This is a genomic window from Microbispora rosea, from assembly GCF_900156315.1.
Lineage (GTDB): Bacteria > Actinomycetota > Actinomycetes > Streptosporangiales > Streptosporangiaceae > Microbispora > Microbispora rosea.
Genome location: NZ_FTNI01000020.1, coordinates 113,855 through 128,898 on the forward strand (window position 1 = coordinate 113,855; position 15,044 = coordinate 128,898).

At 71.0% G+C, this 15,044-nt stretch carries 18 protein-coding genes and 1 pseudogene; 12 read left to right on the forward strand and 7 right to left on the reverse strand.

Going from position 1 to position 15,044, the window contains the following annotated elements; translation table 11 throughout:
* The first annotated feature begins 68 nt into the window (after positions 1 to 68).
* From BXA11_RS26055 to BXA11_RS26080, 6 genes are all read left to right on the forward strand, one after another.
* Positions 69 to 542, forward strand: a complete 474-nt coding sequence (locus tag BXA11_RS26055) for a GAF domain-containing protein (RefSeq protein WP_076438691.1) — start codon at positions 69 to 71, stop codon at positions 540 to 542.
* Between the two features lie 66 nt (positions 543 to 608).
* Entirely contained in the window at positions 609 to 1,337 is a 729-nt protein-coding gene (locus BXA11_RS26060; protein WP_076438693.1) for a GAF and ANTAR domain-containing protein, read from the forward strand.
* On the forward strand, positions 1,309 to 1,674 hold the full coding sequence (locus BXA11_RS26065) for an STAS domain-containing protein (RefSeq protein ID WP_076438695.1): 366 nt from the start codon (positions 1,309 to 1,311) through the stop codon (positions 1,672 to 1,674). The genes BXA11_RS26060 and BXA11_RS26065 overlap by 29 nt, the downstream gene beginning before the upstream one ends.
* Positions 1,675 to 1,739: 65 nt before the next feature.
* Positions 1,740 to 2,792 carry a quinone-dependent dihydroorotate dehydrogenase gene (locus tag BXA11_RS26070; protein WP_030508786.1) on the forward strand — a complete coding sequence of 351 codons (1,053 nt, stop codon included), beginning with the start codon at positions 1,740 to 1,742 and terminating at the stop codon, positions 2,790 to 2,792.
* A gap of 29 nt (positions 2,793 to 2,821) precedes the next feature.
* Entirely contained in the window at positions 2,822 to 3,019 is a 198-nt protein-coding gene (locus tag BXA11_RS26075; RefSeq protein WP_076438697.1) for a heavy-metal-associated domain-containing protein, read from the forward strand.
* Between the two features lie 42 nt (positions 3,020 to 3,061).
* A complete protein-coding gene (locus BXA11_RS26080; protein ID WP_030508788.1) occupies positions 3,062 to 3,454 on the forward strand; it encodes a hypothetical protein in 393 nt (130 codons plus the stop codon).
* On the opposite strand, the gene BXA11_RS26085 is transcribed toward BXA11_RS26080, so the two are convergent.
* The gene (locus BXA11_RS26085; protein ID WP_076438699.1) at positions 3,420 to 4,283 is read right to left on the reverse strand and encodes a pentapeptide repeat-containing protein; all 864 of its coding nucleotides are present in this window, start codon (positions 4,281 to 4,283) and stop codon (positions 3,420 to 3,422) included. The genes BXA11_RS26080 and BXA11_RS26085 overlap by 35 nt on opposite strands.
* 126 nt (positions 4,284 to 4,409) lie before the next feature.
* Here BXA11_RS26085 and BXA11_RS26090 point away from each other — a divergent pair, with 126 nt between their 5' ends.
* From BXA11_RS26090 to BXA11_RS26100, 4 genes and pseudogenes are all read left to right on the forward strand, one after another.
* The gene (locus tag BXA11_RS26090) at positions 4,410 to 4,880 is read left to right on the forward strand and encodes a hypothetical protein (RefSeq protein ID WP_030508790.1); all 471 of its coding nucleotides are present in this window, start codon (positions 4,410 to 4,412) and stop codon (positions 4,878 to 4,880) included.
* A 189-nt stretch (positions 4,881 to 5,069) separates the two neighbouring features.
* Entirely contained in the window at positions 5,070 to 6,179 is a 1,110-nt protein-coding gene (locus BXA11_RS26095) for a DUF4037 domain-containing protein (protein ID WP_076438702.1), read from the forward strand.
* 55 nt (positions 6,180 to 6,234) lie between these two features.
* Positions 6,235 to 6,351 (forward strand): annotated as a pseudogene (locus BXA11_RS45805) (transposase); the annotation flags it as partial.
* A gap of 35 nt (positions 6,352 to 6,386) precedes the next feature.
* Positions 6,387 to 7,076: an IS5 family transposase gene (locus BXA11_RS26100; protein ID WP_204053710.1), complete on the forward strand. Its 690-nt coding sequence runs from the start codon at positions 6,387 to 6,389 to the stop codon at positions 7,074 to 7,076.
* A 24-nt stretch (positions 7,077 to 7,100) separates the two neighbouring features.
* Here BXA11_RS26100 and BXA11_RS26105 read toward each other — a convergent pair whose 3' ends face one another.
* Positions 7,101 to 7,616, reverse strand: a complete 516-nt coding sequence (locus tag BXA11_RS26105; protein WP_076438704.1) for a GNAT family N-acetyltransferase — start codon at positions 7,614 to 7,616, stop codon at positions 7,101 to 7,103.
* Positions 7,617 to 8,093: 477 nt separating this feature from the next.
* Here BXA11_RS26105 and BXA11_RS26110 point away from each other — a divergent pair, with 477 nt between their 5' ends.
* Entirely contained in the window at positions 8,094 to 8,933 is an 840-nt protein-coding gene (locus BXA11_RS26110) for an IS5 family transposase (protein WP_076438807.1), read from the forward strand.
* 122 nt (positions 8,934 to 9,055) lie between these two features.
* Here BXA11_RS26110 and BXA11_RS26115 read toward each other — a convergent pair whose 3' ends face one another.
* From BXA11_RS26115 to BXA11_RS26130, 4 genes are all read right to left on the reverse strand, one after another.
* Positions 9,056 to 10,696 (reverse strand): beta-N-acetylhexosaminidase, encoded by a 1,641-nt coding sequence (locus tag BXA11_RS26115; RefSeq protein WP_076438707.1) that lies wholly within the window; start codon positions 10,694 to 10,696, stop codon positions 9,056 to 9,058.
* Between the two features lie 107 nt (positions 10,697 to 10,803).
* Complete coding sequence (locus tag BXA11_RS26120; protein WP_076438709.1) at positions 10,804 to 11,691, reverse strand: N-acetylmuramoyl-L-alanine amidase; 888 nt, start codon at positions 11,689 to 11,691, stop codon at positions 10,804 to 10,806.
* A gap of 66 nt (positions 11,692 to 11,757) precedes the next feature.
* The gene (locus BXA11_RS26125; RefSeq protein WP_076438711.1) at positions 11,758 to 12,024 is read right to left on the reverse strand and encodes a hypothetical protein; all 267 of its coding nucleotides are present in this window, start codon (positions 12,022 to 12,024) and stop codon (positions 11,758 to 11,760) included.
* A gap of 114 nt (positions 12,025 to 12,138) precedes the next feature.
* The gene (locus BXA11_RS26130) at positions 12,139 to 13,242 is read right to left on the reverse strand and encodes a LacI family DNA-binding transcriptional regulator (RefSeq protein WP_036407037.1); all 1,104 of its coding nucleotides are present in this window, start codon (positions 13,240 to 13,242) and stop codon (positions 12,139 to 12,141) included.
* Between the two features lie 221 nt (positions 13,243 to 13,463).
* Here BXA11_RS26130 and BXA11_RS26135 point away from each other — a divergent pair, with 221 nt between their 5' ends.
* Positions 13,464 to 14,186 carry a TetR/AcrR family transcriptional regulator gene (locus BXA11_RS26135; protein ID WP_239105031.1) on the forward strand — a complete coding sequence of 241 codons (723 nt, stop codon included), beginning with the start codon at positions 13,464 to 13,466 and terminating at the stop codon, positions 14,184 to 14,186.
* 244 nt (positions 14,187 to 14,430) lie between these two features.
* Here BXA11_RS26135 and bldC read toward each other — a convergent pair whose 3' ends face one another.
* Positions 14,431 to 14,634, reverse strand: a complete 204-nt coding sequence (bldC, locus tag BXA11_RS26140) for a developmental transcriptional regulator BldC (RefSeq protein WP_013133571.1) — start codon at positions 14,632 to 14,634, stop codon at positions 14,431 to 14,433.
* Between the last annotated feature and the right edge of the window lie 410 nt (positions 14,635 to 15,044).

The window sequence follows — 15,044 nt, forward strand, 5'->3', positions numbered from 1 at the left end:
GCCCACTAGGCTTAGGGGCACTCCGCCCTGTGTCCGCGGCCGCTTCATCATTTGAAAGTGGGCTCGCGATGGCATCGGACGCGCCGTCTGTTCTCGAGAACGTCCTCACCGGCATGGCCGGCCTCTTCGGGGTCGACGGCGCCGCGTTGATGCTGCTCGACGGCCAGGACCGCCTCCGTGCCGTCGGGGCGACCGACGACGACGGCCTGCTGCTGGAGTCCGCCCAGGAGTCCGTGGGCGACGGTCCCGCCATCGAGAGCGCCGCCAGCGGCGGCCTCGTCGCGATCCCCGACCTGCACGCCGCGAGGCCCATGGGGTTCCCGCACGTGGCCGTCCACGCCCCGCCGGTCCGGGCCGTCCTCTCCGTGCCGCTCATCGAGGATCGCGAACTCATCGGCGTCCTGGATTTCTACACCCGCGACGGGCGCGTGTGGGACCGCACGGAGGCGGAGGCCGGATCACGCCTCGGCGAGCTGCTGGTCATCGTTCTTCAGGTCCTGGCAGAGATCAGGACTGATCGAGCCCCCTCCGGGCAGTTGTGATGGCTGAATCGGCGCCTCTTCCCCAGGCCACGGCGGTGCGAGGTGAGGTTCACGAGAGGATACGGAATGACCCATATCGATCCTGAGGCTCTTGTCGCCAGCCTGCGACGTCTGCAGAAGGACAGGGCGGCGACCGGGATCGTGCACCACCTTGAGCGCATCGTCCAAGTGGTGGACCGGCTTTTCGGATACTCCGGCGCCGGCCTGATGTTCGCCGAGGAGGACCGCACACTTCGCTACCTCTTCGCCACCGACGAGCGTGGCCGCAGCCTGGAGCGCGCTCAGGCGGTGACGGGCCAGGGCCCGTGCGTGGCGGCGTACGCGGGCGACACCGCGGTGACGACGGCCGACGTGCGGTCCGACCGGCGGTGGCCGGCCCTGCGCGAACTGCTGCATCCCGAGGTGCGCGGAGTGGCGGGAGTGCCGATCCGGCTCGGCGGCGTGCCCGTGGGCACCCTCAACGTCTACCAGGACGCGCCGCACGAGTGGCAGGAGAGCGACACCCAGGCCCTCCACGCGTACGCGCACGTGATCGAGCAGGTCCTCGTGGCGTCGATGGAGGCGGACGAGAAGGCGGTGCTCGCCGACCAGCTCCAGTACGCCCTCGACTACCGCGTCGTGATCGAGCGGGCCATCGGTTATCTCATGGGCAAGCACGACCTGACGGCCTCGCAGGCGTTCACCGGGCTGCGCAAGCAGGCCAGGGACAGCAGACGGAAGGTGTCCGAGCTCGCGGCGGAGCTGTTGGGCGAGCAGGGCCAGAGGAATGTTGCGAATCCAGACCACGTCGTCTGAGGCCGGCATCCGCATGGCCGTGCACGGCGACCTCGACGTGTCCGCGGTGCCGGAGCTCCGTGCCTACCTGCGGCAGGTGCTGGGGACCCGCCGCCCCGGGCACGTCGAGGTCGACCTGGCCGGGGTCGGCTTCCTCGACTGCGCGGGCGCGCGGAGCCTCCTGTGGGCCGACGCGCGCGTGCGGGAGCAGGGCGGCCGCGCGACCTTCGTCCGCCCCACCCCGCCGGTGCTGCGGCTGCTGCGGCTGCTGGGCTTCGACTCCACGCTGACCATCCGGACGGCGTCGCACGTGCCGCTGCCTCAGCCCACGGCCCAGGCCCATCCCCTGCCCGACTGACCGGACGTACGGTCGTGGGCCCTGCGGGCCGAGGTGCGCCGTGACCGGGCGATAGTCTTGCCGTGATGTATCGACTCGTGTTCACGCAGGTCCTGAGCCGCCTCGACGCGGAGGCCGTCCACCACCTCACGATCAGGCTGCTCCGCCTGCTCGGGATGTTTCCGCCCCTCGTGCGGCTGCTGCACCGGCTGCTCGCGCCGAGGGCGGAGTCGCTGCGCGTCCAGGCGTTCGGCGTCCACTTCGCCTCGCCGTTCGGGCTCGCCGCCGGGTTCGACAAGGACGCCGGATGTGCCGAGCCGCTGTCGGCGCTCGGATTCGGATACGTCGAGGTCGGCACGATCACCGCGCACGCCCAGCCGGGCAACCCCCGGCCGCGGCTGTTCCGCCTGCTGGAGAGCCGGGCGATCATCAACCGGATGGGCTTCAACAACGCCGGTGCGGCGGCCGCCGCCAAGCGGCTGCGCAGGGTGCGCCACATCCCGGCCGTGGTCGGGGTCAACATCGGCAAGACCAAGGTCGTGCCCGAGTCCGAGGCCGTGCGCGACTACGTGGACAGCGCCCGCAGGCTCGCGCCGCTCGCCGACTACCTCGTGGTCAACGTGAGCTCGCCCAACACCCCGGGCCTGCGCGACCTGCAGGCCGTGGACCGCCTGCGCCCGCTGCTGTCGGCCGTGAAGGAGGCGGCCGGGCGCACCCCGCTGCTCGTGAAGATCGCGCCGGACCTGGCGGACGAGGACGTGGACGCCGTGGCCGAGCTCGCCGCGGAGCTCGGGCTGGCGGGGGTCATCGCGACCAACACCACGATCAGCCGCGAGGGCGTCGCGAGCACCGAGGCGGGCGGGCTGTCCGGACAGCCGCTCAAGGCCCGCTCGCTGGAGGTGCTGCGCCGCCTGCGCCAGAAGGCCGGCGACCGGCTCACGCTCGTCTCGGTCGGCGGCGTGGAGGACGTCGACGACGTCTGGGAGCGGCTGCTCGCCGGCGCGACCCTCGTGCAGGGATACACCGGCCTGATCTACGAAGGCCCCTTCTGGCCGTCCCGGATCAACCGCCAGCTCGCCCGCCGGCTGCGCCGGCACGGCTACGGCTCGGTCCGCGAGATCGTCGGCCGCACCGCATGAATCCCCTTTCCCCGGAAACGGAGAGCGCCATGAGCGTCAAGACCTACACCGTGCAGGGCATGACCTGCGGCCACTGCGTGAGCTCGGTCAAGGAGGAGGTCGGCGAGATCCCCGGTGTCACCGGCGTCGACGTCGACCTGGACAGCGGCCGGCTCGACGTCTCCGGCGACGTCGCCGACGACGCCGTGCGCAAGGCGGTCGAGGAGGCCGGCTACACCCTCGTGTGAGCGCTCTGCCGCGCCCATGCCGTGATCGATAAGGTGACCGGCATGGGCGTTCTGGTCGACTACTTCACCGCCGACTCCGAGCGATCCGCCCGGCGTGCCCTGTCCGCCGGACCGGGGGCGGCCGGCCTGCCGTACGTGGACTGCAAGGGATGGCTCGACGAGCTCGACACGCTGGTCGCCGAGCTCAGCGGGCGCGACCTCAGCGAGTTCGGCGACACCCGGACGATCGCGGGGGACGACGAGGGGCCTGCCCTGGAGCGCATGGCGTCCGACACCGTCGAGGCGCTCGCCGCCGTGGACGACGCTCGGCTGCGCGAGTACGCCGAGGAGGAACTGCTCGACGAGTTCGAGGTCGAGCGCGTCACGGAGCTGCGCGATCTGGCCCGCACCGCCGTACGGCTCAACCAGGAGATGTATCTGTGGATGAGCCTGTGAGCGCCTCGAACAGCTCCTGACGGAGGGCGGGCGGCAGTCTGCGGCCCATGTCCAGAGAGCTCACCACCGCGTGGTCGTCGTTGTGCTCCATGGCGTTGCCGGCGAGGAACTCCAGGCTGAAGCGGGCCTCCTTCCGGTGTTTCGGGTCCGGCCACGCCTCCACGAGCGGCAGCACCGCCCGCACCCGCGCGCTCACGCGGTCGAGGAGCGCGTAGCCGGGCGGGCCGGGCCAGCGCTGCGCGTGCAGGTCGATGTGCCTGAAGGCGACGTCCTCCAGCTCGGCGGCGGTGAAGTCGTTGCCGCTGAACGCGTTGCGCTCCCTGCCCAGCGCGGCCTGCTCATCGGTGGGGCGCCCCCAGAAGTTGATCTCGCGGAGCCGCCCGGAGAAGACGCAGCCGACGAACTCGGCCTCCGTCGTGAACGTCTGCCGCCGCAGCCGGGACCGGTCGAACACGCACCTCTCGAACCGCACGTTGCCGAACGAGGTGAGCGGCGCGAAGCGCGTACGCCGGAACACGCAGTCGCGGAAGACCGACTGCGGCCAGCTGATGCGGTTCCACACCCCTCCGGCGGCGGTGGCGCCCATCGACAGATGCTCGAAGGCCGCGCCGGAGAAGTCGCATCCCTCGAACTCGCCCGCATGAGAGCTGAAGTCGGCGAACCCCGTTCCGGAGAAGTCCACGTTGACCAGCCGCGCCCGGTCGAAGATCACGCTCCGCACTCCGGGCGGCAGCTCGAACCGCTGGTCGCGCAGCTCGCCGCGGGCGACCCAGTCTCGCCGCCACTCCTCCCGGCTCGGCCGCAGGCTGAACCGCTCGGACCTGCTCACGCGGCCCGCCCGCTCAGGCCATGGCCCGGGGAGAGGGGAATCACGATCATGCGCTCCGAAAGTACGAGATCATGCATGAGCGGAGTCTCGCAGCCCGCCCCGACAAAGCTAAGCGAGCGACCCCTCATGAGCGCCATCTACGACCAGGCCGACGGCGAGCGGATCGCCGTGGCCGACAGCGGTGATTCCGTGAGCATCATCAACCGCTCCGGGAGGATCGTCGTCGCGAAGAAGGACGTGCGCAGGCTCGCCGAGCGGGTCCTCGCCGCGGCGGGCCGGATGGCCGTCGTCCTGTTCCCGCCGGCCCTGCGGAAGGACACGCTGTCGGTCTCCGGCCCGTCCGGGCGGTGGAAGGTCCGCGTCTCACCGAAGAACGGCGCTCGCGTCCTCGTCGAGGTCGATCCGCAGGGTCTCGGGCCGGCCGAGGCCTACGAGCTCGCCGCCGCCGTCGCGGTGGCCGGGCGCCACATCGGCGACGCGGAACAGGCAGACCTGAGCCTGACCGCGAGGATCCGCGACGTGATCGACACCTACCAGGGCCTCGACCCGGAGAAGATCGCGGCCGCCATCGTCGCCGAGGTCCTCGACGGAGCCTGACACCCCGTCCGCCGCCTCCCGGTGCGCCTGATCGTGCCGCACCCCCTGAATCCCCGCGCGCCCGCCTGATCGTGCCGCGCCCGCCGCCGTCCGCCGCGTCTCCACGGGCACCTGCGGCCCGCACAGGCGCCCGATGACGCGGGGAAAAGCCGTTGCCCCGCGCGACGGAGCCCGCGGAGGATGCCGGTCATGGAAGACGGGCACGTGCGCGGGCTGGAGCTGTCGCGGCGGTTCTACCTGGAGGCGGTGGCACCGCTGCTGGCGCGGCGCTTCGGCGGCCTCACGCACACGGCGGCGCTCCTCGGTGCGGGCTCGGAGGTGCTCGGGTACGACACCGAGCGATCCACCGACCACGACTGGGGCCCCCGGCTGCAGCTGTTCCTGAGCCCCGAGAACGCCGGCGAGCACGGCGAGGCCGTGGACGCCGTGCTCGCCGGGAGTCTGCCGCCGCGATTTCTCGGCTATCCCACGAACTTCGGTGCGACGGGGGCCGGCGGCACCCGGCACATGGAGACGACGGACGGGCCGCTCCGCCACGGAGTCGTGGTGGCCGATCTGACCGCATGGCTCACCGGGCACCTCGGGTTCGACCCGATCGCGGGCGTCGGCCTGTCCGACTGGCTGGCGACGCCCACCCAGACGCTCGCGGAGATCACGGCGGGAGAGGTCTTCCACGACGGCCTGGGGCTGCTCCTGCCGGTCCGGCGGCGCCTCGCCTGGTATCCCGGCGACGTCTGGCGCTACGTCCTGGCCTGCCAGTGGCGGCGGATATGCCAGGAGGAGGCGTTCGTGGGCCGCGCCGGCGAGGTCGGTGACGAACTGGGCTCGGCCGTCACCTGCGCCCGTCTGGTGCGGGACCTCATCCGGCTCGCCCTGCTCATGCACCGCCGCTACCCGCCGTACGGAAAGTGGCTGGGCAGCGCCTTCGCCGCCCTGCCGTGCGGCCCGGCTCTGGCGCCGGTGCTCAGGGCGGCCGTGTCGGCCACCGGATGGCGGGAGCGCGAGAGCCACCTCGCCACCGCCTACGAGGCCCTCGCGGCCCTGCACAACGACCTCGGCCTCACCGCGCCCGTCGATCCGCGCACCCGGCCCTACCACAGCCGCCCCTTCCGGGTGCTGCACGCCGAGCGCTTCACCGAGGCGCTGTTGGAGACCATCGCCGATCCGGAGGTGCGGCGGCTGCCTCTCACCGGCGCCGTGGACCAGTACGTCGACAGCACCGACATGCTGGGCGACCGCTCCCGGGTGCGGCGCGTCGCCGGCGCGGCGCGGCCTTGGAGCGTGTTTGAGAAGGGTTGACAACGGCGTGCGCGTCTCGCCGCCGTGACCGCCGTTGTGTCGTGATCATGGTTGGGTGCCCCGCGAACGCCGCTACACCTCCGATCTGACCGACGCCCAATGGGCGCTGATCGAGCCGCTTCTCCCTGCCCCGAACGCTGGCGGGCGGCCGGAGAAGCACTCGCGCCGCGACATCGTGGACGCCATCTTGTACGTGGTCCGCACCGGGTGCGCCTGCGGCAGTTGCCCTTCGACTTCCCGCCCTGGCAGACGGTCTACTGGTACTTCGTCCGCTGGGAGAAAGCCAAGGTCACCGAGGGGATCCTCGCGATCCTGCGGCGACGCGTCCGCATGGCCCAGGGGCGGGAGGAGGAGCCGTCGGCGGGGATTATTGACTCCCAGAGCGTCCAGGGCGCCGACACGGTCGGCCGCGAGTCGCGGGGATACGACGCGGGTAAGAAGATCAACGGGCGCAAGCGGTTCATCGTCACCGACACCCTCGGCCTGCTGCTGGTCGTGTGCGTGATGGCCGCCTCGGTCCAAGACCGCGACGGAGCCAAGACCATCCTGCTGAGCGCGTACCTGGTCACCCCGATCCGGTTGGTGTTCGCCGACGCCGGCTTCGCTGGAGCCCTGGTCGAGTGGAGTCAGCGGATCCTGCGCACCACGCTGCACATCGTGCGCAAGGCCCCTGGTCAGGTCGGGTTCGCCGTAATCGCCCGCCGCTGGGTCGTGGAACGCTCGCTGGCCTGGCTGACCAGCCACCGCCGTCTGGCCCGCGACTACGAACGCCACCCCGCTACCTCGGAGGCCATGATCCGATGGGCGGCGATCTCTGGAATGGCCCGGCGTCTCACTCGTGGGCACGCCGCCACACGTCAGCAGGCTCGGGCGCTCATCGGTCGACCTGAGCAGTGAGTCCGGGCAGGGCCATGCGCGGCGTCAAACGCCGCGATCGTGCCCTGCGCGTGAACTCGGCTCCAGGTGCCGTTCGTACCGAAGCCCTGGGCGGCCGTCCAACACCGTCTCGCCGACGGGGACGAACCCCGTGCGGGCGAGCACGGCTCGCGAACCGGCGTTGTCCAATGTCGTCGCCGCCCGCAGGGTGGTCAGGCCGTACTCGGTCGCGGACAGGGCGCAGACCTGATGAACCGCGCGTGTGGCCAGGCCACGTCCGGCGGCAGACTCCGCGATCCGGTACCCCAGCTCGGCCGAGCCGTCCGCCACATCGATCAGGTTTACGCGCCCCACCACCCTGCCGCGATCGTCCACGAGCACATGGAAGTAGCACACCCCGGCCGCCTGTTCTGCGAGCAGGGCGGCGAGCCGATCATCGAATCGGGCGAAATAGTCGTCGCCGCGGTCGGGAACCGACGCAGCGAAATAGGCCCGGTTCTCCTTCTCGAACACGAGCAGAGCAGGAACGTGGTCGAGGCGGAGACACTGGAGCTCGGGCATCGGACAAGGATATATCCCGCTCGGCGGCCCGGGTGGGGAGCGCAGGACGCCACAAGCCCTTCGTCACGACGTAAGGCCCGCCGCGCGCTCGGTGGCGGAAACGCATCGGATCGGAGGGGTAGCGGCGTTCGCGGGGCACCCAACCATGATCGCGACACAACGGCGGCGACGGCGGCGAGATGCACACGCCGTTGTCAGCCCTTCTCAAACATGCTCTTAGAGGGCGTTTTGCTCCGAAAGATGGCGAAAGATGTCATTTCTCCGAGGTCTCTACGCGGCCAGCGTTGAGGCCTCAGAACAGACGTGCGTCCTGTGGTCCAGATGAGGCGCACTCGAGTGCCCTTATAGGCACGTTCTTCTGTTTGATTCCGAGATGCCCACGTATGCGCATTGCGGCACGTGACCGCCGCGGCCCAATTGCCTGGCCTGGCCTCCGCGTATCTGGGCACAGCCCCCGTGCAGCGCTACGCCACGGTCATGACCGAACAGCGACCGTACCCCAGCGACCTGTCCGACGCTCGCTGGAAGCTCGTCGAGCCCGTGCTGACCGCCTGGCGCACCGAACGCAAAGGCAGGGCCCTGGACATCGGGCGCCCTCCCGAGCACGACCTGCGGGCCATCCTCAACGCCATCCTCTACGTCGACCGCACCGGCATCCCCTGGCGCTACCTGCCTCACGACTACCCGCCGTGGGCCACCGTGTACGGCTACTTCGCGCATTGGCAGAAGGATGGCGTATTCGAGCAGCTCAGCGGCCTGCTGCGACGATTACTCCGCACGGCCGAAGGCCGAGATCCCGAGCCAACGGCCTGCGTGATCGACTCCCAGAGCGTCAAGACCTCGGCCAACGTCCCCGCCACCACCCAGGGCATCGACGCGGGCAAGAAGATCGTCGGCCGCAAGCGCAGCATCGTCACCGACACCCTCGGCCTGCTGCTCGCAGTACTGGTCACCGCCGCCAGCGTGTCCGACGGCGCCGCCGGCCGCCAACTGCTCACCCAGGTCGCCGCAAACCACCCCACGATCACCAAGACCTGGGCCGACAGCGCCTACAGAACCACCGTCATCGAACACAGCGCCACCCTGGGAATCGATGTTGAAGTCGTCCGCAAAGACCCCGCCACCAGGGGATTCACCCCGCTACCCCGCCGCTGGACCGTGGAACGCACCCTCGGCTGGCTGATGCTCCACCGCCGCCTGGCCCGCGACTACGAAGCCCTGCCCGCCCGTTCCGAAGCCATGATCCACCTCGCCATGATCGACCTCATGGCCCGCCGACTCACCGGCGAATCCACCCCCACCTGGCGGGGCGCATAATCCGAAGCAAACGGAACCTATGGGAACAAACACCCTCAGAGACCGCACCGGGACCTCAGAGGCCGGGACTCAGAGACCGGGTCCTCAGAGACCGTGCCGGCGCCCTGGAGACCGGGCCGGGGTCAGAGACTGGGCCGGGTGGAGTCGGCCGACAGGCTGAGCTCGTGCAGGTGGCGCATCACGTCGTGCACGGCGACGGCGCCGGGGCGGTGGCGACGCCATCCGGTGCCGCCCCGCTGCCAGGGCCGGGGGCCGGACAGCGGGCGATACTCCACGCCGAACGCGTCCAGCCGCGCCAGATGGGCCTCGACGCGGCGGAAGAAGTCCTCGGGCCCGGCCGGGCCGCCGGTCCACGCCACCTCGGCCGCCGCGCAGCCCCGGGGCCAGGCGCGATAGTCGAGCGTCCGGCCGTCCGGGATGCGCTCGCTCCAGAGCTGGAACTGGACGCCGATTACCCGGGCGCGCTCCTCCTCCGGCCACTCGGACGGCGCGGGCGCGAAGGCCGCCACGTCGGCCACGGTGATCGCGTCTCCCAGCCCGGCCGGCTCCTCGGGCGAGGCGGCCTCGGCATAGTCGAAGTACATCGGGAAGACCGGCGTCGCCACCACGTCGTGGCCCGCCGCCGCGGCCCGGCGGGCCACGTGCTCGCCGCGCCAGGGCATCACGACCGTGTCCGGCCTCAGCCTGCCGCTGACGAACGCCTCGTCCCACACCACCGTGCGGCTGCCGCGTTCCGCCAGCGCGTCCGCGAGCCGCCGCAGGAACCACGCGTGCAGGTCACCCGTGCTCTCCAGGCCCAGCGAGGCCTGGTACGCCGAGATCTCGGCCGACGCCGCCCAGTCGTCGAGCACGCACTCGTCGCCGCCGATGTGGAAGTAGGGCACGTCGCCCAAGGCGTCGGCGATCTCGGCGAACACGGCGGTCAGGAAGTCGACGGTCGCCGGAAGCGGCGACAGGATCGCCGGCGAGATGCCCCACCGGTCCAGCACCTCGTAGCGCTGCCCCGGCCGGGACGCCAGCGCGGGATAGGCGGCCAGCACGGCGGAGGCGTGCCCCGGCACGTCGATCTCCGGCACGACGGTCACCGCCCGCGCCCGGGCGTACGCGGCGATCTCCGTCAGGTCGGCGAGCGTGTAGTGGCCGCCGTGCGGGACGCCGTCGAAGGCGAGTGCCTCACCCCTGTGGCTGGTGATCGTCCGCGGGCGGTGCGAGCCCACCTCGTGCAGCAGCGGGAACGCTCTGCTCTCCACCCGCCAGCCCTGGTCGTCCGCCAGGTGGAGATGCAGCCGGTTCAGCTTGTGCAGCGCCATGAGGTCGATCATCCGCAGCACCTCCCGCTTCGGCAGGAAGCTGCGGGCCACGTCGAGGTGCGCGCCGCGCCAGGAGAACTCCGGCGCGTCCTCCACCCGTCCGCAGGGAACCGTCCAGGACGTCCCGGGCACGAGGGCCGACCGGAACGCCTCGGACGGCAGGAGTTGCCGCAGCGTCTGCGCGGCGTAGAAGGCGCCCGCCCGGTCTCCCGCGGCGATGCGCACACCGTCGCCCGCGATCGTCAGCGCGTACGCCTCCGGCCCGAGCCGGGGGTCCTCCTCCACCCGCACGGCCGCTGTCGCGGCGTCGCCGGGCCTGAGGTCGAGCACGGCGAGCGCGAGACGTACGGCGTCGGTGAGCGGGGCCGGGCCCGACATGGCGGAGCCGGACGCGATCTCAGCCGACCCCGGGCCCGTCTCGGCGAGCCTCGGCAGGGGGAGGAGATGCTTCATTCCGCCGATGATGCCAAACCCCTCCGACGGTTCCGCCACTCGGTCCACAGCCCGCTGAGAGCCGTATGAGAGCCGTCTGAAAGCCGCTGAGAGCCGCGGAGGCGCGGTCAGCGGGCGGAGGTGAGGTAGTTCTCCAGGCCCTTCGCCAGCGACCGCGCCATCTTCGCCCGGAACGCGGAGTCCTTGAACCTGGCGGCGTCCTTCGCGTTGCGCATGTTGCCGCACTCGATGAAGATCTTCGGCACCGTCGACAGGTTGAGCCCGCCGAGGTCGCTGCGGTAGTTCAGCGCCTGCTTGCCGATGTAGTTCGAGTACGGCAGGCCGGTGCCGTCGTGGAAGGCGTCCCGCACGTCCGTGCCGAGCCGCGCCGAGTCCTTGACCACCCGGTCGACCGGACCGCCGATCTTCTTCGGCATGATGACGTGGAACCCGCGGAGGTTCGCTCCCGCGCCGTCGCCGTGGATGGAGATCGCCGCGTCCGCCTTGGCCTTGTTCCCGACGGCGGCCCGCTGGTTGATGCAGGGCCCCCACGCGGTACTCATCGTCCGGGTGAGCTTGACCGTGGCCCCCTGGGCCCGCAGCAGCTTGGCGAGCCTGTTGGACACGTCCCAGGTGAAGGCCGCCTCGGTATAGCCGTCGTTCGTCGACGTGCCGGTCGTGTCGCAGGCCTTCTTCTGGTTGGAGATGTCGACCAGCTGGTTGATCTCCCTGGTGTGGCGGAAGTTGCCGCCGTTGTGGCCCGGGTCGATCACCACGACCTTCCCGGCCAGCGGCCGCGCCTCCGTCTCGGAGGCGGCCGCCGTACGCGTGGTCGGGGCGGCCGTCCCGGCGGAGGCCGTGTCCGCCGCCTGGTCCTGGGTCGCGGCCGGCCGGCCGTGCCGGGACGAGGCGGCGGGAGCCGAGGCCCCCGTGCCGGAGACCTCAGCGCCGCCGCAGGCGACGGCTCCGACCCCGCACAGGGCCAGGGCTGCGGCGGCGAGTGGTCGTCTGATCACGGTCGAAGTCCCTTCCCGGAGGTGTGGTCTCCCCAACCTAACCGGGGCGGAGTCGTGATCAGACCGTTATGCCGGAAACCTGGCCGCCCACGCCGGCTCGGGGACCTCCTGCCGATGCAGGAGAGCGGCCAGCTCACGGGCGTCCTCGGCGTCGAGGCCCAGCACCACGCGCGGCCGTCCCCAGGGGTGGTCGATCGAGTGGGCGACATAGCTCGCCACCGACTCGGCGATGTCCTCGCTGCCGAGCCCCCGGCTCTCCCTCCAGTGCGCCCAGGCCCGCTCCAGTTCGCCGGCGGCCCGCTGAGCGCAGGAGACCAATTCAGGATCACGCATGAATCCCCCCGATTTCCGGTCGCCGGCCTGCGGGCAGCCCTTCCGCGACCCGCCGGGGCCCGGCGCCACGGCTGCAGTCAACACCGGCCGCGAGGGGACACGTCGGTGATTGACCTAGCTTTGGCCGTCGCTTGGAGCGGGCCCGGTGCTGCGCCGTACGACGAGTTGCGGGCTGACCTGCCGCAGCCGGGCGGTCTTGCCGGGCTCGGTGATGCGGTCGCTCAGCAGCGCCGCCGCCGAGCGGCCCATGGCCCGCCGGGGCTGGTCCACGCTGGTCAGCGAGATGTGGGTGACGGCCGCGAGATGCGTGTTGTCATATCCGACGACCGACACGTCCTCGGGCACCCGTAGCCCCAGCTCGCTCGCCGCGGTGAGCACGCCCATGGCCACGATGTCGTTCGCCGCGAAGATCGCCGTCGGCCGGGGCTCGCGCTTGAGCAGCGCCAGCGCCGCGCGCCGGCCGCCCTCCTCGCTGAAGTCCCCGTGCTCGACCATGATGTACGGCGCCAGCGCGTGGCGGCGCATGGCCACCAGGTAGCCCTCGCAGCGGCAGCGGGCAGCCGACGAGGGGGCGCCCTCGATGTGGGCGATGCGCCGGTGGCCCAGCTCCACGAGGTGGTCCACGGCGAAGCGGGCGCCGAGCTGGTCGTCGTCGACGACGATGTCCACGCCCTCGAGTTCGACGTCGCGCTCGCCGACCACCACGGTGGGCGTGTAGGCCGAGGCCTCGGCCAGCGTGTCGCTGGACGGCGCGACCCCGAGCAGGACCAGGCCGTCCACCCGCAGCTCGAGGAACGCCTCGACGGCCTCGTCCTCGAACGCCGGGTCCCAGCGACCGCTGCCGATCAGCAGCCGCAGCCCGTCGCCGTGCAGGCTCTCCTGCAGGCCGTCGAGGAACTCCGCGTAGAAGGGGTTGTGCAGGTCGGCCACGAGCGCGCCCACCAGGTGGGTGCGCCCCTCGACCAGGCTACGGGCGACCGCGTTCGGCCGGTAGCCGAGCTCCCGGGCGGCCTGGAGGACCGCCTCCCTGCGGTGCTCGCTCACGTGCGGGGAACCCCGCAGCACGAGAGACACCAGCGACTTGGAGACTCCTGCCCGCTCGGCCACGTTGCGGATCGTCGGGCGTGGCCGCGGGCTGAACCCATCGGACAGTCCCCCGGTGGGGATCGCGACCCCGACGTCTTTCCGGGCAGTGGTCTGCATGGACGGTCCTGACATGGTTCTCCCCACGATGCGTGGACGTGCACCTGACACACCAAACGATCGAGTTGCCCTGAGGGTACGGGTTGATCGCGGTTAGACAGGAACCTTCCTCTAATCGGGCGTTGGGAAGGTTAGCCGTAGCACGGGTAGGAGGGCGGAGCCGGGAGGGGGTTCGAGGGCAACCCTTGATTCGGCCGCTCCTCCTCCCAGGGAGGCGATTCGCTAAGGTGCGAGGTGTGAGTGCCACACGCCAAGCGGAAGACGGGGCACGGCCGGCGCGACGCAGGCTCAGCGTGGACCGGCGGCGTGAGGAGCTCATCGCCGCCGCGCTCGAGCTGTTCAGCAGGCACGACGCCGAGGATGTCTCGATCGACGATGTGGCGGCTTCCGCGGGCGCGTCGAGGGCGCTCGTCTACCACTACTTCGGCGGCAAGCAGGAGCTCTACGTGGCGGCCCTGCGGAGCGCGGCGGCCGAACTGCAGGCGCGGTTACAGGCGCAGGGCGAGGGCGGGCCGCTGGTACAGCTCAGCGCGGGCCTGACGCGTTACTTCGACTTCGTCGAGGAGCACGCGGCCGGTTTCGCCGCGTTGCTCAGGGGAGGCCCGGCCAATCGCACCGGGGAGATCGGGGAGATCGTCGACGGGGTGCGGCAGCGCATGCTGCGCATGATCGTTCATCAGATGGGAGTCGACGCGCCCGGTCCGGCGTTGCGCGTCACGCTGAGGTCGTGGGTCGCCTCGGTGGAGACGGCAGGCCTCGACTGGCTGGAGCACCGCGACATGGAGCGGGCCGAGCTGGAGCGCCTCTTGGTAGACCAGATGGTCGCGCTCCTGCGGGCGGCGAGCGAGCACGATCCGGGGGTGCGGGTGCTGTTGGAGACCCTGCTGTCCGGGCACGCGGCTTCTGAGAGCCGGGCACCTGGGAGCCCGGCATCTGCGAACCGTGAGGCCGTTCCCTGAGCCCTCGCCGCGTTCACGAGACGTCCCGAGGCGCGGCAACCGGGGCGACGCAGCGGGAGACGGCAGCGTGAGACAGGGGAACCACCGGGGGCGGACGAATCGCGTACGCGGGGAGGCGCCGGGCGGGCGGCGCCGACCCCAGATCCCCTCCCATGACCCGTAGCGGTCACGGGAGCGTGGTGGACGCGCTCACATCCCCGACGCGAGCGCGCCGTCGTTCCCCCCGTGGCGTGACGGCCACGTCCTACTCGGACCGCTGCTGCGGAATCCCCGCGAGCAGTGCCCGGACCTCGGTCTCCCGGTACCGCCGGTGACCGCCGAGGGTGCGGATGGACGTCAACTTGCCCGCCTTCGCCCACCGGGTGACGGTCTTGGGGTCGACGCGAAACATCGTGGCGACCTCCGCCGGGGTGAGCAGTGGCTCGGCCTCGGGTGTACGAGCTGACATTTGTGCGGCCTCTCCTCCGTGTGGACCGCCAGCAGCGATCCTGCGACTTGTCTGGCGCAAGTGCCCCTTCCGCCAATCCCTGCCTCGTCGCGTCGGCCAGAGCGGCGTTGTCCGCCTCGACGCCGCTGCGTTCGGGCAAATCTTGTCGGTCGCGGCACTGTCACGGATGTCCTTCAATGATCCAAAAACGTGCGGTTTCTGGGATCATTTACGGAATCACCCGATGTGACCATACAGCCACGTAGCGCGATTGGCGAGCCCTCTGGGCACAACGTCTCGACCACGGGTTGATGTCACGCTCGGTGATTCTAGCGACACGTTTCGTGGTATCGCAGTGAAAACGGCAAACTACTCAGTTCGTAGATGTGAGATCGACGATGCCATGACCAGAATCGGCAGGTCAGAGCACG